Genomic DNA, 24,504 nt, shown 5'->3' with positions numbered 1-24,504 from the left:
GCTGAATCAGCGCCGTTTCTATTTATTGATGTTACCAGATTTTTACTCGTTTTTCTGGACTTACAAACATTTTGTCTCCGTTTTTAATACTGAAAGCTTCATAAAAAGCATCAACATTTTGAATTGGAACATAAGCTCTGTACATTCCCGGTGAATGCGGATCTGTTTTTACTTGGTTTTTAATAGCTTCGTCTCTGGATTTAGTTCTCCAAACGGTTGCCCATGAAATAAAGAAACGCTGCTCCGGAGTAAATCCGTCGATTAATCCCGGATTTCCATGTGCTTTCAAATACAATTGTAAACCATCATAAGCCGCATTGATTCCGCCTAAGTCTCCAATATTTTCACCTAAAGTAAATTTACCATCCACATGAATTCCCGGTAATGGCTCTAAAGCGCTGTATTGATCTGCCAATTCAGAACCTAATTTTGTAAATTGTTCTAAATCCTGAGGCGTCCACCAGTCAACAAGATTTCCTTCTGCATTATAACGTGCTCCGGAATCATCAAAACCATGTGAAATTTCGTGGCCAATAACCGCTCCAATTCCTCCATAATTTACAGCTTCATCAGCTTGGTAATTATAAAATGGCGGCTGTAAGATGGCAGCTGGAAATACAATTTCATTATACGATGGATTGTAATAAGCGTTTACCGTTTGCGGAGACATTCCCCACTCTGTTTTATCAACCGGTTTGCTCAATTTTGCGATACCTTTCTTAAAATTCCATATGGCTAAGCTTTTTGAATTCTCAAAATAACTTCCGCCATCGGTAACGTTTTTAATTTGAAGTGCCGAATAATCTTTCCATTTATCAGGATAACCAACCTTTATAGTTATTTTGTTTAGTTTTTCGATAGCTTTTGCCTTTGTGTCTTTAGACATCCAGCTTAAATTGTTAATACGGTTTTGGTAAGCCGTTATAACATTATGAATCATATCAAGTGCTTTGGTTTTTGCTTCAGCAGGAAATACTTTTTCTACATACAATTTACCAAGTGCTTCACCAATACCACGGTTTACAACTTGCAAAGCTTTCTCTTCGCGTGGTAATTGTTTTACTGCTCCCCTTAAAGTTTTACTGTAAAAATCAAAATTAGCAGTTTCAATATCCGTTGATAATTTTGTAGATGAAGAATTTAATAAATCCCACTTTAGATACTCTTTCCACTGCGCTACTTTATTTTCAGTAAATACAGTTTGCAAAGCTTTCATGTATTTAGGTTCTATAACCACTACAGTATCTAATTTTGCCAGACCAATTCCCGCAAAATAAGCATCCCATTTTATAGCCGGAGTTAATTTTTGAAGTTCCGCAACCGTCATTGGGTTATACTGCAAACGGCTGTCTCTGCTTTCAACGCGGTCTAATCTTGGTTTTGATAATTCGGTTTCAAAAGCCAGAATTTCCGCAGCGCTTTGTTTTGCTTTTTCTGGAGATTCTCCAATAAACTGCAGCATTCTCGCTACGTGAAGTTCGTATTTAGCACGTTTTTCTTTAGAATCTTTATCTTCTGAAGTATAATAATCTTTATCAGGAAGTCCTAGTTGACTTACGGCAAGACTTACTGAATTTTTAGAACTGTTTTTTTCATCGGCTCCAATATAAATCCCGAAGAATCCAGAACCTCCTTCAGGTTCCATTTCAACCAAAAACTTTTGAAGATCTGCAACATTTTTAATGGCATCAATCTTTTTCAAATACGTTTTCAAAGGAGTAATTCCTGCTTTGTTGCGGCCAACAGTATCCAAAACGGTCAGGAATAAGTTAACAGCTTTTCCCTGATCAGTATCTGATTTATACTTTGGATTTTTTGATGCATCTTTTAAAATAGACATTACATCTTTGTCTGTCTTTTTAATCAATTCATTAAAACTTCCCCAAGTTGTACGATCACTTGGAATTTCTGTCTGGTTCAGCCATGTTCCGTTTACATATTGGAAAAAATCCTGGCTCGGACTAATTTTGGTATTCATGTAAGATACATTGATACCAGGTTCTTTTGCCGCAGTGGTTTGCGCTTCGATTGCTGTAAAAGAAAGCATTGCAGAAAAAGCACAAAACAAAGGTTTAGTAAGTTGTTTTTTCATTTATAAATGTGTTTCGAGTGTATACACAAACATATCGTTAAAATTTGTAACTCTATGTTAAAATTTATGCAATAATAATGTGTAAGTATTCTTCTATAACATTTTAATAGAAACCATCGATTATTTTCATGAATTAAAAGCTTGCTTTTCAATGATTATTGAAATTGTTTTTGGAATATTTGTTTAAAGATTTAAAGTTAAAATGAGAGAAAAAATTCAGAATGCCGTTTCAGGAAAAATTGAAGCTATTGGTTTACCTATTATGGCTTTATGCTGGGTAAGTTTTTTTTGGGGAACAACGTGGCTGGCTTCAAAAGAAGGTGTTAAGCATATGCCGGCATTGCAGCTGGCAACAATTCGCCAATTTTTGGGCGGACTAATTTATGTGGGCTATTTTTTGCTGAAGAAACAGCCTTGGCCAAAAGGAAAACAATGGCGTACCATTATTGTTTTGAGTATTTTGAATTTTGTTTGCAGCAACGGTTTGAGTACTTGGGGCGTAAAATATATGACAAGCGGATTGGGCGCCATCATCAGTGCTCTTTTTCCAATTTGGATTATTATTATTAATTTTTTTAATGGGGAACGAATTGCAAAAATGGCCTTGTTTGGAATTCTAATCAGTTTTGGGGGAATTTGTATTATTTTCATCGATTATATTGCCGACTTCTTAAGACCGGATTTTCAATTCGGAATTCTTTTAATGACGGCATCAACGATTACATGGGCTTTTGGAATTTTGCAAACCAAGAAAAAAGCAGCGAGTTTTAATCCGTATTTTAGTTTGGGGCTGCAAATGCTGATTTCAAGTATATTTCTTTTTGGAATTACAGAAGCAGCCGGAGTTAATATTCCGCTAAGCGAAATCCCTTCAGAATCCTGGTGGGCAATTGGGTATTTGGTAATTATTGGTTCTGTTTTAACCTTCATTGCTTTTATCTACACGCTGCAGCATCTTCCAACAGAAATCAGCAGTATTTACGTTTACATCAATCCAATTGTTGCGATGATTTTGGGTTCGATCATTTTTGGCGAAACGCTTACTCAGGCTATTGCCATTGGTTCGGCTGTAACTTTAACCGGATTGTATATGGTGAATAAATCTATTCGAAAGCCTAAAATTTAATCTCGCAAAGTCGCAGAAACGCAAAGTTTTTATTTAAGTTTAAAGATCGTTGATCTTTAATACGCTTAGCAAACTTAAAACGCAAAGCTTAAAAAATTTAACTCTGCGCCTCTGCGACTTTGCGAGATTAAAAAAACCTGTTAAAAAGCGTCATAATTATCCCTTTTAAAATGCTCTTTTCGTATTTTTGCGCCAAATTATTTTTATGAAATCGCTTCTTTATAAATACCGCAAATTCTTCATTGTATTAATTGTATTTTCTGTAGTCACTATATCTTTATTTTATTCAGCTTTAAAACCACAAAAAACACTTCCGATTTATAATCCTGCCGATGTAAATCCGGAATTGGTTGACAGCACCATTCAATACAAAAGTAAATACCACACGATTGCTGATTTTTCGTTTATAAACCAAAACGGAGATACCATTACCCAGAAAAATTACGAAGGAAAAATTTATGTTGCCGATTTCTTCTTTACAACCTGCGGATCTATCTGTCCAAAAATGTCAACCAATCTGGCCGATGTTCAAAAAGCAGTTCTCAACAATCCAAAAGTAATGCTGCTTTCACATACTGTTTTTCCTGAAGTTGACAGCGTTTCGGTTTTAAAGGCTTATGCGGTAAAATATGGAGTTGTAGACAGCAAATGGAATTTGGTTACCGGAGATAAAAAAGAGATTTACACGATGGCCAGAAAATCTTACCTGGCTGTAAAATTGGGACGCCCAGATCAGTTGTATGATATGGTTCACACAGAGAATTTTGTTTTAGTTGATCAAAAAAGACGCGTTCGCGGATTTTATGACGGAACAAAAAAAGAAGATATTACACGTCTGCTTGAAGACATAGATTTCTTATCAAAAGAGTAAAATCCCTTATTTTTAGAAAGATTTAGCATTTTCAAACCTGATTATTATCTTGGGATAAAGATTTATTACCTACTTTTGTAATCTAAATTCAATCTAAATAAGCTTGCAAAATACTATTCACACCCTGAAAAAAGGCGATAAAGCCATTATCAAAGATTTTGATATCGATTTGATTCCTTTAAAATTATTAGAGATGGGTTGTTTACCAGGCAGCTTAGTCGAACTTTTACAAATTGCTCCTTTTGGAGATCCTTTATATTTAGACATTAACGGTTCGCATGTTGCTATTCGTATTGAAACCGCTCGTGAAATTGAAGTTGAACTTATCCAAAACAATTCATAATGAGCGTTCAGAATATCAATGTTGCCCTTATCGGAAATCCTAACGTAGGGAAAACTTCTGTTTTTAATCAGCTTACGGGTTTAAATCAGCAGGTTGGAAATTATCCAGGAATCACGGTTGAGAAAAAAATCGGGTTTTGTAAATTGCCTCACAACGTAAAAGCTAACATTCTGGATTTACCAGGGACATACAGTTTGAACGCTAGTTCGATGGATGAGAGCGTGGTAATTGAGCTTTTACTAAACAAAAACGACAAATTATATCCTGATGTTGCTATTGTAGTAACCGATGTTGAAAATCTGAAAAGAAACTTACTGATTTTCACGCAGATAAAAGATCTTGAAATCCCGACGATCTTGGTTATCAATATGTCTGACCGTATGGCAAGCAAGGGAATTTCTTTGGATATTCCGCTTTTAGAAGAAAAACTAAAAACTAAAATTGCTTTAGTAAGTTCACGTAAAGGTTTAGGAATTGAGGAATTAAAAGAATTAATTGTTTCTTATAAAACTGTTCCACACGAACCTTGCTTAAATGCATCAGTAATTGATCCTGAATATTTTGAAAAACTGCAGCATGCATTTCCAAATCAATTAATGTATAAATTGTGGCTGGTAATTACGCAGGATGTCAATTTTTCAAATTTAGACCGAAATGAAATTCGAAACACTTTTACCAAATCACATTCAGAGTTAAAGCGTTTGCAGCAAAAAGAAACCATAAAAAGGTATCAGTTTATAAATGATGTTTTAAAAGAAGGTTTAAAAATTGACACTGAAGCTGCGACAGATTTTAGAGCCAGACTGGATCGTGTTTTAACACACAAGTTTTGGGGTTATGCTATTTTCCTTGGAATATTATTTATTATTTTCCAATCTATTTTCAGCTGGTCAACAATTCCGATGGATTTTATTGACGCTACTTTTGCTTCGTTAAGCAGCTGGGTTGCAAAAGAATTACCAAGCGGTATTTTGACCGATTTGCTTTCGCAGGGAATTATTCCGGGAATTGGCGGTGTTATTATTTTTATTCCGCAGATTGCTTTCTTGTTTTTGTTTATTTCTATTTTGGAAGAAAGCGGCTACATGAGCCGTGTGGTATTTTTAATGGATAAAATCATGCGCAAATTTGGACTTTCGGGAAAAAGTGTTGTGCCTTTAATTTCAGGAACTGCTTGTGCGATTCCGGCCATTATGGCGACACGAAATATTGAGAACTGGAAAGAACGCCTTATTACGATCTTAGTAACGCCATTCACTACTTGTTCTGCAAGATTACCGGTTTATGCGATTATGATTTCATTAGTGATTCCGAATAAACGTGTTCTGGGATTTTTAAATCTGCAAGGATTGTCGTTGATGTTATTGTACCTACTAGGATTTGTAACGGCAATAATCTCTGCTTATATTTTAAATAAAATTCTGAAACTGGATTCGAAAACGTATTTCGTTGTAGAAATGCCAAGTTATAAATTGCCGCTTTTCAAAAATGTCGGAATCAATGTTGTCGAGAAAACCAAAGCTTTTGTTTTGGGCGCAGGTAAAATCATCTTGGCAATATCTGTTATTTTGTGGTTTTTAGCTTCTTTTGGACCCGGAAAAGAATTTAACGATGCAGAAACTATCGTAAAAGAAAGATTTGCCAATACAACTTTAAACGAAGTTCAGTTTGAAAATGAAGTTGCTTCTCAAAAAATAGAGAACTCCTATATCGGAATTATGGGGAAAGCTATTGAACCTGTAATTTCTCCGCTTGGTTACGACTGGAAAATTGGGATTGCGATTATTAGTTCTTTTGCTGCCCGTGAAGTTTTAGTTGGAACATTAGCCACTATTTACAGTGTTGGAGACAGCGACAACGAATCAACAATTAAGAGCAAAATGCAGAAAGAGGTAAATCCGGAAACGGGAGAAAAAATCTTTAATTTTGCTTCTGGAATTTCATTGTTATTGTTTTATGCCTTTGCGATGCAGTGCGCCAGTACTTTAGCCATTACAAAGAAAGAAACAAATTCATGGAAATGGCCCGTAATGCAGCTTTTCTTTATGACCGGACTTGCTTATGTTACAGCGCTTTTAGCGTATCAATTTTTAAAATAAAATATCATGATACAAGAAATTATAGCTTTTGTCATATTATTTATCGCCGTTGGCTTTTTAATTAGAAAATTCTTTTGGAAATCTAAAAAGAAAAAAGACTGTGGTGATGGCAATTGCGGATGTTCTTAGTTTTTTTAAGGTACTAAGCTGCTGAGATTCTGAGTTGCTAAGGTTTCCTCATTTCTCAGAGTTTCACTAAAATAAACACAAAGCTTCACAGAGATTTTAAAATTCTTTGTGAAGCTTTTTTTATGCTCTACAAATCCCTCATAAAGAAAATGCCTTATTTTAATGTTTAAAAAACTTTTACGGCTTAGTTCCTGATACAGCGCAAATTAATTTTGCAAAAAAATCAAAAAAATGACAAAGTTCGAAAAAAATGAAATTGCAAGAGACAATAGAGTTACCAGATTATTATGGTTTTCTTTTGGGTTTTTGTGTGCTTTCGGAATAATGTGCCTTTTAAAATCTAAATTCTAAACAGCATAAAAGGTTTTCAGGCTCAGTCATAGTTTTCAGTTTATATGATGACTGAAAACTTACTTAAGCCCCTCCCACTCTGCATAAAACTGTGCCAGGAAAAATTCCATAAAACGATGTCTCTCGGCAGCAATTTGTTTTCCTTTTTCGGTATTCATTTTATCTTTTAAGAGTAAAAGCTTTTCGTAAAAGTGATTTATCGTTGGCGCATTGTTCTTTTTATATTCCTCTTTTGTCATATTGGTTATCGGAGCAATTTCAGGATCATATAAGGCTCTGTTTTTAAACCCTCCATAATTGAATGCTCTGGCTACTCCAATTGCACCAATAGCATCTAAACGATCCGCATCCTGCACAATATCTAATTCTATTGAAGAAAATTTCTTTTCGAAATTTCCGCCTTTATAAGAGATGTTTTCAATGATATTTACCACATGCTGTATAATATCCTCCGTAACATTTTGCGATTCTAAAAACAAACGGGCAGTTTTGGGTCCAATTGTTTCATCTCCGTCGTGAAATTTACTGTCGGCAATATCATGAAGCAGCGCTCCTAATTCTACAACTGTTTTATCGCAATCCGTATCTTTTGCAATTAAAAGTGCATTTTTATAAACTCTTTCGATATGAAACCAGTCGTGGCCTCCCTCTGCATCGTTAAGTTTTTCTTTTACAAAAGTGATGGTTTTGTTTATAAGTTCGGAATTATTCATAAGTGTATTATGGTTTGTGTGAAATGGAGCACAGATTTGACTGATTAAACGGATTTACGCTGGGCTTTTTAGTATTTTAAAAAAAATGTTGATTGCTAAAGTTCTAAAACCTCAACAATCAACAATGTTTTCAATATCAATATCAATTGCAAAAAATCTAAAATCAGAAATCTGCAATCTAAAATCTATAATCTCGCTGGTTCAACCCATTTAAAGATATGTGATTCTTGTGGAATTACAATTCTTTCTGAGATTCTAGCCATACGAGCTGGTAATTTCATTAAGTAATCACGTGCTTTTTCTGCCTCGTCAGTTAAATTAGTAATTTTATCAATTTCCCATTTGTTGATTAACTTCTGCATAATATCAACATAATCATTTGCTGTGTAAACCCCGATACGTTGTGCAGAATCAGAAAACTGTTCGAAAGCAGTGCTTATTTTTTGACCAGATTCTCTTAGAAAATGAGCCGGCATAACGATTTTTTGTTTCATCATGTATTGAAAAGCCAACATCATTTCACTTGGATCAACTGCAAAAATACGTGTAACAAATTCGCTGTATGCATGGTGATGACGCATTTCGTCACCTGCAATCATTTTACACATTTTAGACAATTTATTATCACCAAATTTTTTCGCAATCTGCGCTACTCTATTGTGTGAAACATAAGTTGCTAATTCCTGAAAACTAGTGTATACAAAGTTTTTGTACGGATCAGTTCCAGTTCCAATATCAAAACCGTCGTTGATTAAATGCTGTGTTGTCATTTCAATTTCACGCATATTAACACGACCAGACAAATACAAGTATTTATTTAAAAGATCTCCGTGACGGTTTTCTTCACCAGTCCATTGTCTGATCCATTTCGACCAGCCATTACCGCCATTTTCAATCTGATCTATTCCTTCTACATCCATCAACCAGGACTCATATGTTGGAAGCGCTTCTTCGGTAATTGTATCACCTACAAGCGTTACCCAAAAATCGTATGGCAATTCTTTAGCAATTTCACGCAGTTCCTTTACCTCCTCAAAGAAGTTTTCTCCTTCAGAATTAGGCAGGAAATCTGACGGCTGCCAAATTTTTTCCACCGGAATTAAATACTGTTCAACGAAGCTGTCAACGTTTTTTTCCAAAAACTGCATCACTTCTAATCTAATGTTTTTTATAGACATTACTTATTTTAAATTTGGGATTTATATTTTAGCTCGGACTAAAACTTAAACCTGTTTATACTCGTTTACTCCTTCTACAACCGCCTTTTCTGTTAATGCCATTAATTCGGCAAAATCATAATCTTTTACTGCCATTGCTTTGTGCGCCGTAAAAGTTAGACGGTTTCCTAAACCAACCGGAAACATACCGTAACGAACCATTTTCCATGAATTATTAATACTTACCGGCACAACGTATGCAGATGGTGCATATTTACATAGAATTTTTAAACCGCTTTGAGCAAATTCTTTAGGTTTTCCCGTTTTACTGCGGGTTCCTTCCGGGAAGATTACAGCTGATCTGGTGTTTTTTTCTATATATTCAGATAAGCCTTTGATTACTGGAATCGCTTGTTTAGGGTCTTTACGGTCAATTAAAACAGAACCTCCGTGGCGTAAATTATATGATACGCTCGGAATTCCGCTTCCTAACTCCTTCTTACTTACAAATTTACAATGAAAACGTCTAAAGTACCAAATCATTGTCACGATATCGTACATACTTTGGTGATTGGCCACAAAAATGATGGGAACTCCGGTAGGAATAGTATCAACACCTGTAACTTTATAAGTTGTACCAACCAAATGCGTACATCTTAAAAGACAGAGATTTAAATAATCAACACTTTTTTTGTGAGCCTGATAACCAAAAAGATTAAGGCAAATCCATTGTATTGGGTGAAAAACAGCCAAACACAATCCAAAACATAAATAAAAAATTACGGAGATTGGATATGAGATTATCTTTTGCATGCTTGAAAAAATTTGAGGTCAAAAGTAGTAAATATATTTTTAGCGGTAGAAAAATTGAAAACAATAACCGTTTTTATGGTTTAATTGTACCTTTGCCCTTAAAATTGCAAATTTTTTCTGAATTAAATGAACTTCACATACCCTAAAAATGAACGCTTAAAGAGCAAAACCACAATTGGATTACTTTTTTCTGAAGGGAAATCGGTTTCAAAATATCCGCTTCGTTTGGTTTACCGTCAGGCGGAAGAAGCATATCAGGGTAATACAAAAGTGGGTGTTTCTGTTTCTAAGAAATACTTTAAAAAAGCAGTCGACAGAAATTATTTCAAAAGAGTACTAAGAGAAACGTATAGACTTAATAAACATTTACTTCTGGATCATTTAAATCAGCCATATTCTTTCATGCTTTTTTACCAGACAAAAGACCGATTATCGTACGAAGAAATCAATACCAAAACGATTCAGTTGTTTGAGAAATTTTTACAGCAGCTAAACAAAACTCCGGAATCTGAAATCAAAAAAGATTTATAAGACTTCAAAGTCAACTTTGTACTCTAAATCAGATAAAAAATTATAAAAAAATTGTAGTTTTAGCACTAAATTGAAATTTTATGCGATACATTTTCTTTTTATCTGTAATTTTTTGTGTTCTTTCGGGATGTAGTAAAAGTGAAGTTGTTAATGAAGAACAAGTAGCTTCAATTAGTGCTATAAAATTAGCTCCAAAAAAATATGAATCAGGCGGTGCAGATAAAAATCTAGATGATTCTTCAACTCAAATTGAACAAAAAATAATCAAACAAGCATCGCTTCGATTTGAAACCAATGATTTAGAAGAAACATACAAACAGATTCAAACGGCGGTTAAACAAAGCCAGGGAAAAATTCAAAGTGATTCTGAAGGAAAAGACTATGGCACTCTTTATCGAAATATTACGATTAGAGTCCCGAGTCAGAATTTTGATAATTTTATCAATACAATTTCAAAAGGTGTTTCTTATTTTGAGAGAAAAGAAATTACAGCAGAAGATGTTACCGAACAATATATTGACTTAACGACAAGATTAAAAAACAAAAGAAAACTTGAAGAACGTTATTTTCAAATATTACAGAAAGCCACTAAAATTAGTGAAATCTTAGAAATCGAAAAACAGATTTCGATTATCCGCGAAGAAATAGAAGCCAAAGAAGGCCAGTTAAAATATTTAGAAAGCAGAGTTTCTGAAAGTACGGTTACGATTGAGTTTTATAAAAACCTGCCGGAACAGGAATCAGTGCAATTATCGTACGGATCGAAAGTCTGGACCGCTATTAAATCAGGATTTTTTAGTTTGTCAAGTTTCTTTATATCAATTATCAGCATTTGGCCGTTTATAATTATATTTTGTGTATTAGCCTATTTTATTAGAAAGAGAATTAAAAGAAAAAAACCATAATCATGTATCCTTATTTCAAAAAGAAATTTATCATACCAACTGTTGCGGCAGGATTTTTATTTATTGGAACCAGTTTCAAAGAAGACTTTTTTGAGATTGCAAAACAAATCGAAATCTTCACCACATTGTTTAAAGCCGTAAACACGAATTATGTAGATGAAACAAATCCGGGTGATTTAATGGATAAGGCCATTAAAAGCATGTTGGGAAGTTTAGATCCTTACACCGTTTACTTTAACGAACAGGATGTCGTAAATTTTAAAATCAATAATACGGGAGAATATACCGGAATTGGCGCAATGATTGCTCGTAAAAAAGACCGTTTGATTGTTCGTGAACCGTACAAAAATTATCCTGCAGATAAAGCCGGACTAAAAGCGGGCGATGAAATTATTCAAATTGGTGATGTTTTGATTGCAGATTTTAAAGACGATGCTTCGCAATTGCTTAAAGGAACTAAAAACACTAAAATTGCTATAAAATATCTTCGTCAGGGAAAAACTTTTACAACTGAATTGGTTTTGGATGAAGTGGATATTAAATCGGTTCCATTTTATGGAAAGATCGACGAGAAAACAGGTTATATTGTTTTGGCGCATTTTAGCAGAAAAGCTTCGGCTGAAGTTAAAGATGCTTTGGAAAAACTGAAAGCTGACGGTGCAAAACAGATTGTTTTAGATTTAAGAGGAAATCCGGGCGGACTTTTGAATGAGGCAATTGATATCTGTAATTTATTTGTTCCAAAGAATGAAGTTATAGTAACGACTAAATCAAGAATCGAAAAACATAATAATACGTATAAAACAACCAAAGAACCAATCGATACAGAGATTCCGCTCGCTATTTTAGTTAACGGAAGAAGTGCATCGGCATCTGAAATTGTTTCTGGAGCTTTACAGGATTTAGATCGTGCTGTGATTTTAGGAAGCCGTAGTTTTGGAAAAGGTTTGGTGCAGCGTTCTGTTGACCTGACTTACGGGACGCAGTTGAAAGTTACCATTTCACGTTACTACACACCATCCGGACGCTGTATACAAGCGCTTGATTATGCACATAAAGATAAAAACGGCGTTGCCCAAAAAACAGATTCTAAAAACTTTAATGCTTTTAAAACCAGAAAAGGAAGAACAGTTTATGACGGCGGCGGTGTTTTACCGGATATTGAATTAGATGAAGCTAAAATGAGCCCTATTACGAGCGCTCTTTTGAAAAATGACGGAATATTTGATTACGCTACTACTTACTATTATAAAAATCAAAATTTAGGCGATAAAATCCCAGTAGTTACAGATACTGATTATGCTGGTTTCAAACAATATTTAAAAACAAACAAAATTAGTTTTGATACTGAAACAGAAGTTGCCTTGAAAAATACTTTGGCTGCTGCCAAAAATGAAAAAATTGACGAAACGATTGCTCCGGAATATCAACAATTATTAGCCGCATTAGAAAGAAGTGAAAACACTTTGCTGGACAAAAACCAAAAAGAAATCAGAGGTTTAATTCAGGAAGAACTTATCAAGAGATACCAATACCAAGAAGGTTTGTATCAGTTTTATATTAAGAACAATTCAGAGATTAAAAGAGCAGTAAACGTATTAAATAATCAGACTGAATATAAAACGATTTTAAAAATGTAGAAAAATGAAACTTTCCCGGGTCCTGTTTTTGTTTATTATTTACAATATATCGGCGCAGCAAAAACCAATCGAAACAGTTTATTTTGATTTCGACAAGTATGATCTTACTGAACCGCAAAGCAGAGTTGTAAATAATTTTATCAAATCAATAGATACCGCGAAAGTCGAATCGATACAAATCTACGGTTACTGCGACGACCGCGGCACTGACGATTATAATTTTAAATTGTCTCACGACAGGGTTAACACTATTCAAAACTTATTGCTTTCCTTTGGTTTTAAAGAAAGTAAAATTGTTATTCTTGAAGGAAAAGGCCGAGTTGTAGTCCGGCCTGATACTGTTGAAAATTTATATGAAACACGTTTACGCAATCGGCGGGTTGATTTGATTGTGGTAAAACGAAACAGTTTTGATAAAAAAGGTTATTCCTCTTTTAAAGACAAATTAAAGGTTGGCGATAAAATATATCTTGAAAACATATTGTTTGATATGGGAAGTGCCAGACTAACTAATAATTCTAAAAAGGAATTGGATAAGATTTCTGTTATACTTCAAAAACAAAAAAATATACAGTTCGAAATTAGAGGCCACGTTTGCTGTACACCACAAATTTACAGCGACGCAATTGACAAAGACACTAAAGAAAGGAAACTTTCCTGGAACAGGGCCAAAACAGTTTTTTACTATTTAAGTTCAAAGAAAGTTTCTAAAAACAGAATGCGTTATCAAGGCTGCGGAAACAAATTTCCTTTAAAAAGAGGTGATACTTATGATCGACGCGTTGAGTTTTTGATTACTAAAATTTAAGTTTTTTTGCCACGAAGGCGCTAAGGCACAAAGCTTTTTTACTTAAAGTTTTACTCTAAACAATGTTGTTAATTATTTCTTTTAAAGCAAATTACAACCTTAATAAAATAGCGATATTTAATATTGCAACATTGTAGCGTTATTATTTTTATGCTTATCCTCGAATCATTTCGATATGCTCAATGTCATCTTCAAGGTACATTTCACTTGATTGGACAAAACCATGACTTTCGTAAAATTTCTTTAAGTATAATTGTGCTCCAATTGTAATTTTATCTTTTCCAAAATTAGATTTTATTGCTGTAATTGCTTCACGCATTAGATCGTGTCCCCACTTTTTATCACGATAATTGGCATCTACGATTACTCTTCCAATTGAGGCATTGTCGAAACTAATTCCGGCATCAAATAAACGAGAATAGGCTACAACTTTCCCGTCATATTCTCCAATTAGGTGTAAAGCTTTCTTGTCTTTACCGTCAATATCCAAATAAACGCAGTTTTGCTCTACTACAAAGATTTCACTTCTTAGTTTAAGCATATCATATAGTTCGTTTACAGTTAATGCCTCAAATGGCTTTATTTTCCATTTTAATTCCATTTTGTATTTCTCTTTTAAATTTAATAATCAGAAAAGCAAAATTACATCAAATATTATCAAATAGAAATCCCGACTATAAAACTATAATCGGGATTTACTAAAGTTAGTCATTCTTTCTGCAAAATTTTAAAAACCTTACAGATCAAATATTGTATCATTTTTTCTTCATGACAATTTCCATGCTTTTATATTCAGAGCCTTCTTTGACATCGAACATTTCCATTTTACGGGTTGTGGCATCTACAATAGTATAAATTTCTCTGTAAGGTGCTTTCTTCCCAGTTACCGGATTTACTACTTCACCTTTAAATTCCATACTTTTTTTCCCTTCATCATATTTTCCTGTGGCAACCATCATTCCGGTTCCCATATTATCAATAAAAGTTGTGGTATATTCTTTACTCGCATTGTTATAGGCTAATGTGCTTTTTCCTTCAAATGGTGCTCCCATAATTTTTCCGACATAATTACCTTCTTGATAACGTCCGCCCAGAATCATTTTGATAGTGGCCACTGAAGTTGATTTTTCTGGTTTTCCATTTGGTTCATACCAAAACGTCATCTCACAATTCCATGTTCCTACTTCGTCTGTCATCAATTTGTGTGGTGCGCCAGGAGTTGCATAAGCTTGCCAGGCTTTCATTTCTGCTGCAGAATCTACTGGTGTTTCAGCTGCTGGTTCTTCAGTTTTAATACTGTCCGAATCTTTTGCCGTGACAACTTCGGTTTTTACATCTTTTTTACAAGAGATAAAACATAATGCAATAATTACTAATGTTGTGGTTACCTTTTTCATAAGTCTTTGTTTTTATGTTTGTTACAAAACAAAAGTAAGAAAAATAATAACTAGAGTTGTTTCTGGTCTCAAGTTTAAGGTTTATACTGGATGTATTTAACCGCAAAGTTCGCTAAAGGTTTTACGCAAGGCACGCTATTGAAGCCATATAAGTTATATAAGATAATTTCAGTTAACTTTAAAAAATAACTTTGCGTTTCTTTGCGTAAACCTTAGCGAACTTTGCGATTAAGAAAACTTGAAACCTGAAACTTAAAACAAATTAACGCTTATCTATTTTCACAGATTTTATGATGGCTTCAAGATCGAACATTAAATCTCGCTCCTGATTTGAAGGTGAATAGCAAAATCCTTCGATAACCAAGATTCGGTTATAAACGGGATCTACAATTGCGTAGTTAATGAAAGGTCCGGCCATGAAGTCGTTTTTTAGTTCCCAGGTTCCTTTGGTTTCAAAAGCTTCTTTTCCGTCTAATGATGTATTCGAAAAATAAGGCGCATAAGCTTCTCCGGTAATCATTCGGGTTTTTGGCTCTCTTCCCTTGATGTAATATCCAATTGAATCCCTCATTTTAATGATATTGCCAACTACATTTGCGCGGGTCTTGAAGTTGTGAAGCGGAATTTGATATATTAATAAACTGGTGTTTCCACTTATAATATCTTTTTTGAGCCAGATAAAATTCTTTTTGTGAAGCATATATTCATATCCTGTTGGAATCTGGATATCTATATGGAATTTGTTTTTTATAACAGCCGGGTTTAAAAGTGACTTACTGTTATCTTCCTGAATTTTCTCGATTTCTGCATCACGAATCATTTTGATGATTTGTGCCGAATTCAATTCGATACTGCAGATAATGTCATCAACCGACTTTCCATAAATACGAAAAGTGTTGTGCGGCAATGATTTATTGTGTGTTATTTCAAACTTATCTACAGCTGATTTTTTAACAACAATAATACTTCGGCTGTCGGTTACAAATCCTTCGAGAAGTTTAGCAGGATATTGATTGATTGTAAAAAGAGGTTCTTCCTGAGTTAAGCCCAGAACTGGCGATGCAAATTTGTTTCGGATACTGTCGCCAACTTCTCCATACCATAACTGATCGTCAATGATTATGGAGATTGTATTTGTTTTTCCGGAAACAGGCTGTTCTTGTTTATCTGTTTTTAAACAAGAAATTAGTAGAAACGGAAGTATTATAAACAAAAAATGGGTTTTATTCATTTTCTTAATTTATGAAATAAAACCCAAATTTAAATAAGATTTTTTATTATCCGTTTATTTTAAGTTTCATTCCGGGTTTAATATCTTCATCTTTAATACCATTCCATTTTTTAATATCTGAAATCGTTACTCCAGGATATTTTTTAGAAATACTGTATAAAGAATCACCTTTTTTAACGTAATAATCTTCCCCTGCATTTTTTGCTGAAGGTGCTTTCTTTTTGAAAGAATCAACAGAGTTAGATGCAATAGCAGTAGAAACCGGCTCACGTATCTCTGTAACTATTTTAGAAACTACTAATGTTTTTCCTAAACCAATATTATTAGAGCTAAGATCATTTAACTCTTTTAAGTCCGCAATAGTCGTACCGAATTTTTTTGCAATACTTCCTAAATTGTCTCCGGCCAATACAACGTACTCTACTGTTTGTATTGAAACTTTATCATTATCATCTGCAGAAGCAACTGCTTCCTCTGTGTTTTTCTCTATCGCTGGTATTGCTTTCGGCTCTTTAACAACTTTGGCAGAAGTATCAACATCTGATTTAATTTTTAAAGATCTTCCCAACGCAATTGCATTTGATTTAAGATTATTCCATTTTTTTAAATCGGAAATATTCACATTGTACTTGTCTGCAATAGCTCCTAAATTATCGCCTTTTTGAACTTTGTAGAACTGAATCTCTTTATCTTTAGATACTTCCAGAGATTGAGTGTTTCTAACCGGTCTTCCTTTTGGAGCAATTTTCATTGCTAAACGAGAAGGGATTGTTTTAAATTCTGATTCGTGTTTTACGTAAGCATAAATCTTGTCTTCATTTGAAACAAAGGCAGCGATTTTGTCTTTTGGTAACCTAAGGAAATTCTGTTCGCCATGGTAAGCCGGCACAACATTTAATTTATAAGATGGATTTAAAAGCTGCAGCTGCGATTGCGGCATGTCTAATAAATCGGCAATTTGTTTAAATGACATTTGATTTTTGATCGCCACTGTATCTGTCTCAAAGTTTTTAACGACTGCTCTTTCCGGATTGATTCCGTGTTCTTTGTGATATTCAAAAAGATACATTGTAGCATAAAATGCCGGAACATAACCTTGAGTTTCTTTTGGAAGGTAATTACGAATATCCCAGTACCCTGTTTTTCCGCCAGAACGACGAATTGCTTTTGTTACATTTCCCGGTCCTGAATTATAAGATGCTAAAACAAGTTCCCAGTCATTAAAAATGTTGAACATCCTGCTAAGATAATCGGAACATGCGGCTGTAGCTTTAAGAGGATCGCTTCTTTCATCAATATAAGAATCGATTTTTAAAGAGTATTGTTTTCCGGTTCCGTACATAAACTGCCAAAGTCCCGTAGCGCCCATTTTAGAAACTGCTTTAGGGTTTAAAGCAGATTCTACAACGGCTAAATATTTTATTTCCAATGGAACTTTTTCCTTAGCGAAAGTTTCCTCGAATATTGGAAAGTAGTATTCTGATAAAGCCATTAATCGAGAAAACGATTTTTTACGATTCTTAAGAAATGACTTTATTATGTTTTCTAATCCTTGATTGTATTCAATTTCAAAAGGCGATTTGGCATTCATTGCCGCCAAACGCTGCTTAAGCAATTCGGTTGGTAATTCTTCATCAACAGTAACGTCCTTGTTAATGGTTTGAATATCTTTTGTCAAATCATCGTAGATATCTAAACTTACTAACTCATTCATCCAAAGACTGTCAACTTTTGCTGCGAGGTCATCTTTTTTGAATGTGCTTTTAATAGAATCTAAGTAAGACAACTTTACTTCGGGCTTTAATTCCCTCGAGACTTCGGCAGTTTCCTGCGCAAACATCGAAAGAGAGAACAAAGCGGTTACCGCTAATGAAATTTTCTTTACAATCATATAACATTTTTTTAAAATTCTATAAATCAACCATTTATAGAATCATTATTTTTGCAAACTTAAAAAGTTTAAGGCTTAAATATACGCAAAAAAATGTTAATTGTGATTTTTTAGTCTAAAATTGCAGCAATTCCAGGTAAAACTCTTCCTTCTAACATTTCAAGCATTGCACCACCCCCAGTAGAAACATAGCTCATTTTGTCTTCAAAACCGAATTGTTTTACAGCCGCAACAGAATCACCACCTCCAACTAGAGAAAATGCACCTTTTTCTGTTGCTTCTGCAATAAAATCGCCTAAAGCAATTGTTCCTTTAGAGAATGTTTCCATTTCAAAAACACCTAATGGACCATTCCATAAAATAGTTTTTGATTCTAGAATCACTTTTTTGAAATTCTCTAATGATTTTGGACCTGCGTCAAGACCCTGCCATCCATCAGGAATTGCATTTACATCTACAACTTGTGTTTTTGCTGAATTTGAGAAATCATCTGCAGCAATTACATCAACAGGAATATGAATCTGAACATTCTTTTCTTTTGCTAATCTTAAGATTTCAAGTGCTAAATCCAATTTATCATCTTCACAGATTGAATCTCCCACTTTTCCGCCTTGAGCTTTAACAAATGTAAAAGTCATACCTCCACCAATAATCATGTGATCAACTTTGTCTAATATATTTTCGATAACTGTAATTTTAGAAGAAACTTTAGAACCTCCTAAAACTGCTGTTACTGGCTTTTCGCTGTTTTTTAATACTTTATTTAAGCTTTCTATTTCTTTTGCCAATAAAGTTCCGAAGGTTTTATCGTTTGGAAAAAATTGTGCAATAATTGTTGTTGAAGCGTGCGCTCTGTGTGCTGTTCCAAAAGCATCATTTACATAAATATCACCAAGTGAAGCTAATTCTTTTGCAAAAGCAACATCTCCAGCTTCTTCTTCTGCATGAAAACGTAAATTTTCAAGTAATAAAACTTCTCCAGGCTGTAGGTTTTTAGCAGCTGTTTGAGCTGGTTCCCCAACGCAGTTTTCAGCAAACTTAACTTGTACTCCTAAAATTTCTGAAGCTGTTTTTAAAATATGTTTTAAAGAATATTTTTCTTCAGCTCCTTTTGGTCTTCCTAAATGCGACATTAAGATTACACTTCCGCCTTGAGCTAAAATAGTATCGATAGTTGGTTTTGCAGCTTCAATACGTGTCGTATCAGTTACATTAAAATTCTCATCCAACGGCACATTAAAGTCTACACGGATGATTGCTTTTTTATTTTTAAAGTCGAAATCGTTTAAAGTTTTCATTTGATATTTTTTTAGTTTTTTTAGAAAGAAAAACAAATATAGGACTTTTAAAGTACTAATAAATTCGGATAAACTAAAAAAGAGACAACAAAAAGAACGAAAACGTTATAAATTCACAAATAAATTGGTTTATTAAGGATTAAAAACAATTATCGATAGTAATTTGATACCTGATGAAATGAAAAAAACTTTTTCTGTTAAGAGAAAAACAGAAAAGACAAAAAATGAATTAGATTATGAAACCTCGAAAATGTCTTTGACTTATTTGCTTTTTAGATATATTTGGATTAGCGCAAAGTCGGTCCCGAAAGCTTTCGGGACTGCGCAGCATTTATTCAAGGAATACCTTATAGTGAAGTGCCATATTTGAAAAAAAAATTATGAAAAATCAAATTTTAATATTCGTTTTGTTTACACTGATCTCTTGTAATAATCAGAAGCAAACATCTGAAAATATAAAGTTGGAATTGTTAAATCAGAAAGTTTTTTGCTCTTTAGATGATTTGAATAAAAATAAAAAATCGTTTACTAATAATGAAAAGGGTAAAAATGTAATTTTGTTCAAAATGACTAACAATTCTCAAAAAGATTATTTATTAGTTGTAAATGAAGACCAACTAGAAACCTTTTCTATTGAAACCTTGAATTCAACTTCTTTTTTTAGAAAAGCAAGAATGTGTTTTGTCATTGAAAGTTCTGATAATTCAAAAATTGAAAATTACACTATAAATGGTGATAGTTTTAAACGAGTTAATAAAGATTGTGTAAATTTTGATTCTGAAATTAATAGAATAACGGATATAAAATCTAAATTGAAAGAATTAGATTTTCCTGATATTGTTGATTTTGAATTTTCTAACTCCATAAGAAATAATTCATTTGTACTACATCCTGACGAAACTAAGTATTTTAAAGTAATTTTAAATTTACCTATTTATGATAATCAGCTTCAATCATATGGATTTCTATCCTATTATAAGTTTGATTCAAGGAAGAATTATAGTTTTAAACTAGAATATATATCTGATTCTAAAACAGTAAATAATAAATTACCTAAATATAAAAAGAATGAATTGGAAGAAAATCAAACAGAAATTTTTGATGGAATAATTGTTTCTAATAAAATTCCAGTTGTTTTTAGATAAGTTATATGAAATTCTGAAGTGGATTTGTACCCTCACTCCCTCCGAAATGTTCAAATGAAAAAGCTATCATCCATAAATAAAAAAACCTTTTCTGTCAACAGAAAAACAGAAAAGGCAAAAAATGAATTAGATTATTTTTTGTTTTTGGATCTTGAATTAGTCTTGTGTTTGAATGTAACAAATAGACAAATTGTTTTGAACTGGAAACATAATAGTTTCATATTCATTAGTGTTATCGATATTTTTTGAAATGAGATAATTCCCCTCAATAATTCCGAAGTAATTTAATAAAGGCGAATAAAAAGTAATGCCGATTCTGTGTTTGGATGCATCTGTAATGTCTGTATTGAAAATATCTAACTGATAATTGATAAAAGGAAAATAGTTGTTTCCTAAAACATCTGTTACACGATGGAAATTACCTTTTAACTGTTCAACATAACCGCTGGCAGCAATTCCGGTTAGAAAATGCAATTGATTTGCTTTTTCATTTTCGCTTAATAATTCTCTAAATGTATTTTTAGGATTCGATTCTGAATCAAACTGTTGAGACTGCATTTGGTATTCTTTGAAAGTGTCTTCAAAAACATATTTATCCCAAAGTAAAGCAGACGAGCTGTCTATCACTATACGATAGGCGAGTTTTATCTTCGTTATTTTCATTTAATTTGAATTTAGAGAAACTTCTATTACGAGCAGCATCGCATTTTGCGATAACGATTCCCATTCTATAGTTCCGGTTTTTTGGATTGCTAAACCATCTTTTGCTTCCAGAAGTCGGTTTTCGATTTCAAAAGCACCGTTAATTACGAAGACAAAAACGCCATTATTTGCATTCTTTAAAGTAAAGGTTCCTTCTTTTCTTCCGTCATAAATACCAATAAATCCAAAAGTATTTTCAAATTCAAATAAGGAATGCAGCTTATTATGTGAACTTAAGTCGAATTTATATTGTTGAAAATCGTTTTTAAAATGCTGTCTTTCCATTTGAAATTCAAATTCCAAATAACTCACATTTTCTTTTTCGTATGGATTAAAAATTTCAATGGTTAACTCCTCAACTGCAGCCAGAATCCCAATTTGCTCTACATGCAAAAATTCCTCATTACCAATATTATCCTTATATTCTATTCCGCCAAATAAAGGCAGGATGATAACATTTGTGTTTGAATTTATAAATCGAGTAATACTTTGTTGGGGAGCCAGAATTACTTCATTTAAAACTTTTAAGGATCCAAATGCATTTCGGAATAAATCTTGGTAATGTTCAAAATTAAAAGTTGAGAAGCAGTTGTGCTTTTCTGAATTGAAAAACCCTCTTGAATCTGACTTATAAATTTGTGCCGGAATTTGAGCTATCATAATGAATTATTTAAAATTAACCTGCAACGTTTATGGCGTGAGTCAAAACAAAACCTTCGCTTACGCTACCTGTTATTGCTGCTAATTCATTTGCCACAGAATCTGAAAAAACATTATCTGAAGAATTATAAGTGTAACCGGACATTCCTTTTGTATAACCGCTGGCACTAGAAGCGTTTACTAAAGCAACTGCACTATTTGTTCCTTCGGGAAAAGCAATTTGTGTTACAAGCAATGAAGTTCCGCTGGCGTTATAAATATGAACGTGAATATGAGTTGCTCTTCCAGAATACCAGCCCGGGAAAATGGAGGTAAAGTTAACCAGACCGTTTGCGTCGGTGGTTTGTCTTCCTCTTAAAAAGTGCACTGTAGTATAATTTACAGACTGCATTGAAGTTCCTCCGTATTCAGAATAATAGCCGTCTTTGTCACAATGCCAAATATCTACAATGGCATCTTTTAATACGGCGCAGCTTGCATTTGTATTTTTTATGGTAATTTTTATGGTGAAAGCTACGCCTGTTCTGTCCATAGTAATGTCTGATTTTACTAAAGAAGATGGTGTAATGGTTGGAAATGGCCCTGCAGTTTCTGATGGTGTAACTGAACAATCGCCTGAAGATGATCCTGAACCGGAAGATGAATCTGTGTTGGATGAAGAATCTGATGAACCATCATCATTATCCTGACTACATGAGTTTATGATTGGAATTGCTAATGAACCAATTCCTATTAAACCCAAACCTCTTAAAAACTCTTTTCTTTTCATTGCCTTTATGTTTAAATGTTATTTTAATTGAATGAATAACAGCTGTTTTCAAGTAAAATTATTCGAAATTAAAGCGTTGTAAAAAGTTTGAGGTAAAGGTGATTATTTATGAGGTAAACGGATGAATATTTATTTTTTGTAGTAAAAATCTCTAAACCAAAAAGGGTGTTATTTTTGGTCAAAAAGTTTCAAAAAGGATTCTTCGTAACTGACACTGAGTGGAATTTCGGCTTGACCGATAAAAATTATTTTATTTCTTATTTTAGAAATTTTAGAAATAGGAATAATAAAAGAACGATGGACTCTTATAAATTCTGTTTCAGGCAATTTTTGAAGAATTGCTTTTAAGGTCATTCGGGCTACAACTGTTTTTTGGTTTTGGATGTGAATTTTTAAATAATCGTCTAAACCTTCGATATATAAAATATCTGAAAACAAGATTTTAATCAAACTATAATCGGCACGAATAAAGAGATACTGCTGTTCGATGTTTTGGTTTTGCAGTTTCCATTGTGAAAAAGCTTTTTCGGCTGCTTGCTGAAATCTTGAAAGCGAAATTGGTTTTAACAGATAATCGGTTGCGCTAAGTGTAAAGCCTTCAACGGCAAATTCAGAATAAGCTGTTGTAAAGATTACCATTGTTTTATGGGACAGCTTTTTGTAAAAGTCTAAACCGGAAATCGACGGCATATTGATATCGAGAAATAATAAATCGACAGGATATTTTTTTAAGTATTTGAATGCTTCATCAGACTTCGTAAAGGTTTTATTCAGTTCTATGTACTCAATAGTATCACATAAACTCTGAAGAATTTCTAATGCCAATGGCTCGTCATCTAATGCTATTGCTTTTATCATCGTATTTTAACGCTCAAGTTTACAATGTATTTCTCTGCTGAATCTTCGATTTTCAAATGGTGCTTATTAGGATATACTAACTTCAATCTTTCGATTGTATTGTGAAGTCCAATTCCAGAATCTGATTGTATAGAAAATGTCTTTTTATTAGAAACGTATAAAGTCAGCATTTCATCTTCGATATCAATTTTGATACAAATTTCGGAAGTCTGATCTGGATTTACTCCGTGTTTGAATGCATTTTCGATAAATGAAATTAAAATGAGCGGCGTAATTACTTTTCCAAAAGTGTTTCCGGTTACATTATAATCTACGTTTACTGTGTTTCCTAAACGTGTTTTTTGAAGTGAAATGAAATTATTAATGTAATTGATTTCCTTGCTTAATTCAATAACCTCATCGTTTGAATTGGTCATTATATAACGCATTAACTCAGACAGCTGAACTACAGCGTCTGCCGTTTTATCGTCTTTTTTTAAGGCCAATGCATAAATGCTGTTTAGGGTATTAAATAAAAAATGCGGATTTATCTGGGCTTTTAAAAATGCCAGTTCCGATTTTACTTTTTCTTTTTCGACATTTTGCAATCTTCCTGAAATGGCAAAAAGCAAACTTGAAACTACACCAATTAAATAAACAAGTGTTGTATGTCCGTATTGTGTTGGCGGACCTCCAGTGAATCCAAAAGACATTGGTTCATTTCTATGTGGCGGGGGCGGAAATCTTCCTTCGAATGGTTTTGGATGAACCGGAAATTTTCCGGAATGGTACTCAAAATCCAAAAAGTTTCGGCTTGGATGATCTAAAACAGTAGATATCCAAAGAAAGAATAAAAGGAAAATGACTATTATGAAATAATACAGAAGCTTTTTATCTGAAAAATATAATCTGGGAATTAGATAATAATAATTAAAGTAAAAAAAACAAAGAAGTGTAAAATAGATAAACAAATAAATACGGTCGTGCGGGTTTGTG

At 33.4% G+C, this 24,504-nt stretch carries 24 protein-coding genes; 10 read left to right on the top strand and 14 right to left on the bottom strand.

Annotated features, from left to right (window positions below; translation table 11 throughout):
• Positions 1-31 precede the first annotated feature (31 nt).
• On the bottom strand, positions 32-2,092 hold the full coding sequence (locus ASD98_RS18905; RefSeq protein WP_056207350.1) for a M13 family metallopeptidase: 2,061 nt from the start codon (positions 2,090-2,092) through the stop codon (positions 32-34).
• Between the two features lie 202 nt (positions 2,093-2,294).
• Between ASD98_RS18905 and ASD98_RS18900 the strand changes: the two genes are divergently transcribed.
• The 5 genes from ASD98_RS18900 (at position 2,295) to ASD98_RS23765 (ending at position 6,660) form a co-directional block, all read left to right on the top strand.
• Positions 2,295-3,218: a DMT family transporter gene (locus ASD98_RS18900; protein WP_056207348.1), complete on the top strand. Its 924-nt coding sequence runs from the start codon at positions 2,295-2,297 to the stop codon at positions 3,216-3,218.
• Positions 3,219-3,423: 205 nt separating this feature from the next.
• Entirely contained in the window at positions 3,424-4,089 is a 666-nt protein-coding gene (locus ASD98_RS18895) for an SCO family protein (RefSeq protein ID WP_056207346.1), read from the top strand.
• 103 nt (positions 4,090-4,192) lie between these two features.
• Positions 4,193-4,432 carry a FeoA family protein gene (locus tag ASD98_RS18890; RefSeq protein WP_056207345.1) on the top strand — a complete coding sequence of 80 codons (240 nt, stop codon included), beginning with the start codon at positions 4,193-4,195 and terminating at the stop codon, positions 4,430-4,432.
• Positions 4,432-6,531, top strand: coding sequence for a ferrous iron transport protein B (gene feoB / locus ASD98_RS18885; RefSeq protein ID WP_056207343.1), 2,100 nt, complete (start codon positions 4,432-4,434; stop codon positions 6,529-6,531). The genes ASD98_RS18890 and feoB overlap by 1 nt, the downstream gene beginning before the upstream one ends.
• A 6-nt stretch (positions 6,532-6,537) precedes the next feature.
• Positions 6,538-6,660, top strand: coding sequence for a FeoB-associated Cys-rich membrane protein (locus ASD98_RS23765; protein ID WP_073486019.1), 123 nt, complete (start codon positions 6,538-6,540; stop codon positions 6,658-6,660).
• Between the two features lie 410 nt (positions 6,661-7,070).
• Here the strand turns inward: ASD98_RS23765 and ASD98_RS18880 are convergent, their stop codons facing one another.
• From ASD98_RS18880 to ASD98_RS18870, 3 genes are all read right to left on the bottom strand, one after another.
• On the bottom strand, positions 7,071-7,724 hold the full coding sequence (locus ASD98_RS18880) for an HD domain-containing protein (RefSeq protein ID WP_056207340.1): 654 nt from the start codon (positions 7,722-7,724) through the stop codon (positions 7,071-7,073).
• A gap of 185 nt (positions 7,725-7,909) precedes the next feature.
• Complete coding sequence (locus tag ASD98_RS18875; RefSeq protein ID WP_056207338.1) at positions 7,910-8,902, bottom strand: acyl-ACP desaturase; 993 nt, start codon at positions 8,900-8,902, stop codon at positions 7,910-7,912.
• Between the two features lie 45 nt (positions 8,903-8,947).
• Entirely contained in the window at positions 8,948-9,694 is a 747-nt protein-coding gene (locus tag ASD98_RS18870) for a 1-acyl-sn-glycerol-3-phosphate acyltransferase (RefSeq protein ID WP_056207337.1), read from the bottom strand.
• A 126-nt stretch (positions 9,695-9,820) separates the two neighbouring features.
• Between ASD98_RS18870 and rnpA the strand changes: the two genes are divergently transcribed.
• The 4 genes from rnpA (at position 9,821) to ASD98_RS18850 (ending at position 13,578) form a co-directional block, all read left to right on the top strand.
• Entirely contained in the window at positions 9,821-10,225 is a 405-nt protein-coding gene (rnpA, locus tag ASD98_RS18865; protein ID WP_056207335.1) for a ribonuclease P protein component, read from the top strand.
• An 80-nt stretch (positions 10,226-10,305) separates the two neighbouring features.
• A complete protein-coding gene (locus tag ASD98_RS18860; RefSeq protein WP_056207334.1) occupies positions 10,306-11,130 on the top strand; it encodes a DUF4349 domain-containing protein in 825 nt (274 codons plus the stop codon).
• A gap of 2 nt (positions 11,131-11,132) precedes the next feature.
• Positions 11,133-12,770 (top strand): S41 family peptidase, encoded by a 1,638-nt coding sequence (locus ASD98_RS18855; protein WP_056207332.1) that lies wholly within the window; start codon positions 11,133-11,135, stop codon positions 12,768-12,770.
• Between the two features lie 4 nt (positions 12,771-12,774).
• Complete coding sequence (locus ASD98_RS18850; protein ID WP_056207330.1) at positions 12,775-13,578, top strand: OmpA family protein; 804 nt, start codon at positions 12,775-12,777, stop codon at positions 13,576-13,578.
• Between the two features lie 154 nt (positions 13,579-13,732).
• On the opposite strand, the gene ASD98_RS18845 is transcribed toward ASD98_RS18850, so the two are convergent.
• The 5 genes from ASD98_RS18845 to pgk form a co-directional block, all read right to left on the bottom strand.
• Complete coding sequence (locus ASD98_RS18845) at positions 13,733-14,179, bottom strand: GNAT family N-acetyltransferase (protein WP_056207328.1); 447 nt, start codon at positions 14,177-14,179, stop codon at positions 13,733-13,735.
• Between the two features lie 154 nt (positions 14,180-14,333).
• A complete protein-coding gene (locus ASD98_RS18840; RefSeq protein WP_056207327.1) occupies positions 14,334-14,975 on the bottom strand; it encodes a DUF1579 domain-containing protein in 642 nt (213 codons plus the stop codon).
• A 262-nt stretch (positions 14,976-15,237) separates the two neighbouring features.
• The gene (locus tag ASD98_RS18835; RefSeq protein ID WP_056207323.1) at positions 15,238-16,206 is read right to left on the bottom strand and encodes a DUF4837 family protein; all 969 of its coding nucleotides are present in this window, start codon (positions 16,204-16,206) and stop codon (positions 15,238-15,240) included.
• A gap of 46 nt (positions 16,207-16,252) precedes the next feature.
• Entirely contained in the window at positions 16,253-18,097 is a 1,845-nt protein-coding gene (locus ASD98_RS18830) for a LysM peptidoglycan-binding domain-containing protein (protein WP_056207451.1), read from the bottom strand.
• Between the two features lie 110 nt (positions 18,098-18,207).
• Positions 18,208-19,395, bottom strand: a complete 1,188-nt coding sequence (gene pgk, locus ASD98_RS18825) for a phosphoglycerate kinase (RefSeq protein ID WP_056207321.1) — start codon at positions 19,393-19,395, stop codon at positions 18,208-18,210.
• A 380-nt stretch (positions 19,396-19,775) separates the two neighbouring features.
• Here pgk and ASD98_RS18815 point away from each other — a divergent pair, with 380 nt between their 5' ends.
• Entirely contained in the window at positions 19,776-20,540 is a 765-nt protein-coding gene (locus ASD98_RS18815; RefSeq protein ID WP_056207316.1) for a hypothetical protein, read from the top strand.
• Positions 20,541-20,696: 156 nt separating this feature from the next.
• On the opposite strand, the gene ASD98_RS18810 is transcribed toward ASD98_RS18815, so the two are convergent.
• From ASD98_RS18810 to ASD98_RS18790, 5 genes are all read right to left on the bottom strand, one after another.
• A complete protein-coding gene (locus ASD98_RS18810; protein WP_128414858.1) occupies positions 20,697-21,203 on the bottom strand; it encodes a hypothetical protein in 507 nt (168 codons plus the stop codon).
• Complete coding sequence (locus tag ASD98_RS18805; protein WP_056207313.1) at positions 21,204-21,902, bottom strand: hypothetical protein; 699 nt, start codon at positions 21,900-21,902, stop codon at positions 21,204-21,206.
• 16 nt (positions 21,903-21,918) lie between these two features.
• Complete coding sequence (locus ASD98_RS18800) at positions 21,919-22,671, bottom strand: intradiol ring-cleavage dioxygenase (RefSeq protein ID WP_056207311.1); 753 nt, start codon at positions 22,669-22,671, stop codon at positions 21,919-21,921.
• Positions 22,672-22,839: 168 nt separating this feature from the next.
• Positions 22,840-23,529: a LytTR family DNA-binding domain-containing protein gene (locus ASD98_RS18795; protein WP_056207309.1), complete on the bottom strand. Its 690-nt coding sequence runs from the start codon at positions 23,527-23,529 to the stop codon at positions 22,840-22,842.
• On the bottom strand, positions 23,526-24,311 hold the full coding sequence (locus tag ASD98_RS18790) for a sensor histidine kinase (protein ID WP_056207307.1): 786 nt from the start codon (positions 24,309-24,311) through the stop codon (positions 23,526-23,528). Before ASD98_RS18790 ends, ASD98_RS18795 begins: the two co-directional genes overlap by 4 nt.
• Between the last annotated feature and the right edge of the window lie 193 nt (positions 24,312-24,504).

Origin of the sequence: Flavobacterium sp. Root186 (genome assembly GCF_001428525.1) — a bacterium.
Lineage (GTDB): Bacteria > Bacteroidota > Bacteroidia > Flavobacteriales > Flavobacteriaceae > Flavobacterium.
The sequence above is the reverse complement of the archived record's forward strand: the minus strand, read 5'-3'. Positions and strand labels throughout refer to the sequence as shown.

Coding starts and splice junctions, on each gene's coding strand:
- ASD98_RS23765 (WP_073486019.1), top strand. CDS start 6,538: ATGATACAAGAAATTATAGCTTTTGTCATATTATTTATCGCCGTTGGC.
- ASD98_RS18830 (WP_056207451.1), bottom strand. CDS start 18,097: ATGATTGTAAAGAAAATTTCATTAGCGGTAACCGCTTTGTTCTCTCTT.
- rnpA (WP_056207335.1), top strand. CDS start 9,821: ATGAACTTCACATACCCTAAAAATGAACGCTTAAAGAGCAAAACCACA.
- pgk (WP_056207321.1), bottom strand. CDS start 19,395: ATGAAAACTTTAAACGATTTCGACTTTAAAAATAAAAAAGCAATCATC.
- ASD98_RS18805 (WP_056207313.1), bottom strand. CDS start 21,902: ATGATAGCTCAAATTCCGGCACAAATTTATAAGTCAGATTCAAGAGGG.
- ASD98_RS18845 (WP_056207328.1), bottom strand. CDS start 14,179: ATGGAATTAAAATGGAAAATAAAGCCATTTGAGGCATTAACTGTAAAC.
- ASD98_RS18880 (WP_056207340.1), bottom strand. CDS start 7,724: ATGAATAATTCCGAACTTATAAACAAAACCATCACTTTTGTAAAAGAA.
- feoB (WP_056207343.1), top strand. CDS start 4,432: ATGAGCGTTCAGAATATCAATGTTGCCCTTATCGGAAATCCTAACGTA.
- ASD98_RS18875 (WP_056207338.1), bottom strand. CDS start 8,902: ATGTCTATAAAAAACATTAGATTAGAAGTGATGCAGTTTTTGGAAAAA.
- ASD98_RS18900 (WP_056207348.1), top strand. CDS start 2,295: ATGAGAGAAAAAATTCAGAATGCCGTTTCAGGAAAAATTGAAGCTATT.
- ASD98_RS18840 (WP_056207327.1), bottom strand. CDS start 14,975: ATGAAAAAGGTAACCACAACATTAGTAATTATTGCATTATGTTTTATC.
- ASD98_RS18835 (WP_056207323.1), bottom strand. CDS start 16,206: ATGAATAAAACCCATTTTTTGTTTATAATACTTCCGTTTCTACTAATT.
- ASD98_RS18800 (WP_056207311.1), bottom strand. CDS start 22,671: ATGAAAAGAAAAGAGTTTTTAAGAGGTTTGGGTTTAATAGGAATTGGT.
- ASD98_RS18905 (WP_056207350.1), bottom strand. CDS start 2,092: ATGAAAAAACAACTTACTAAACCTTTGTTTTGTGCTTTTTCTGCAATG.
- ASD98_RS18815 (WP_056207316.1), top strand. CDS start 19,776: ATGAAAAATCAAATTTTAATATTCGTTTTGTTTACACTGATCTCTTGT.
- ASD98_RS18895 (WP_056207346.1), top strand. CDS start 3,424: ATGAAATCGCTTCTTTATAAATACCGCAAATTCTTCATTGTATTAATT.
- ASD98_RS18860 (WP_056207334.1), top strand. CDS start 10,306: ATGCGATACATTTTCTTTTTATCTGTAATTTTTTGTGTTCTTTCGGGA.
- ASD98_RS18855 (WP_056207332.1), top strand. CDS start 11,133: ATGTATCCTTATTTCAAAAAGAAATTTATCATACCAACTGTTGCGGCA.
- ASD98_RS18870 (WP_056207337.1), bottom strand. CDS start 9,694: ATGCAAAAGATAATCTCATATCCAATCTCCGTAATTTTTTATTTATGT.
- ASD98_RS18810 (WP_128414858.1), bottom strand. CDS start 21,203: ATGAAAATAACGAAGATAAAACTCGCCTATCGTATAGTGATAGACAGC.
- ASD98_RS18850 (WP_056207330.1), top strand. CDS start 12,775: ATGAAACTTTCCCGGGTCCTGTTTTTGTTTATTATTTACAATATATCG.
- ASD98_RS18795 (WP_056207309.1), bottom strand. CDS start 23,529: ATGATAAAAGCAATAGCATTAGATGACGAGCCATTGGCATTAGAAATT.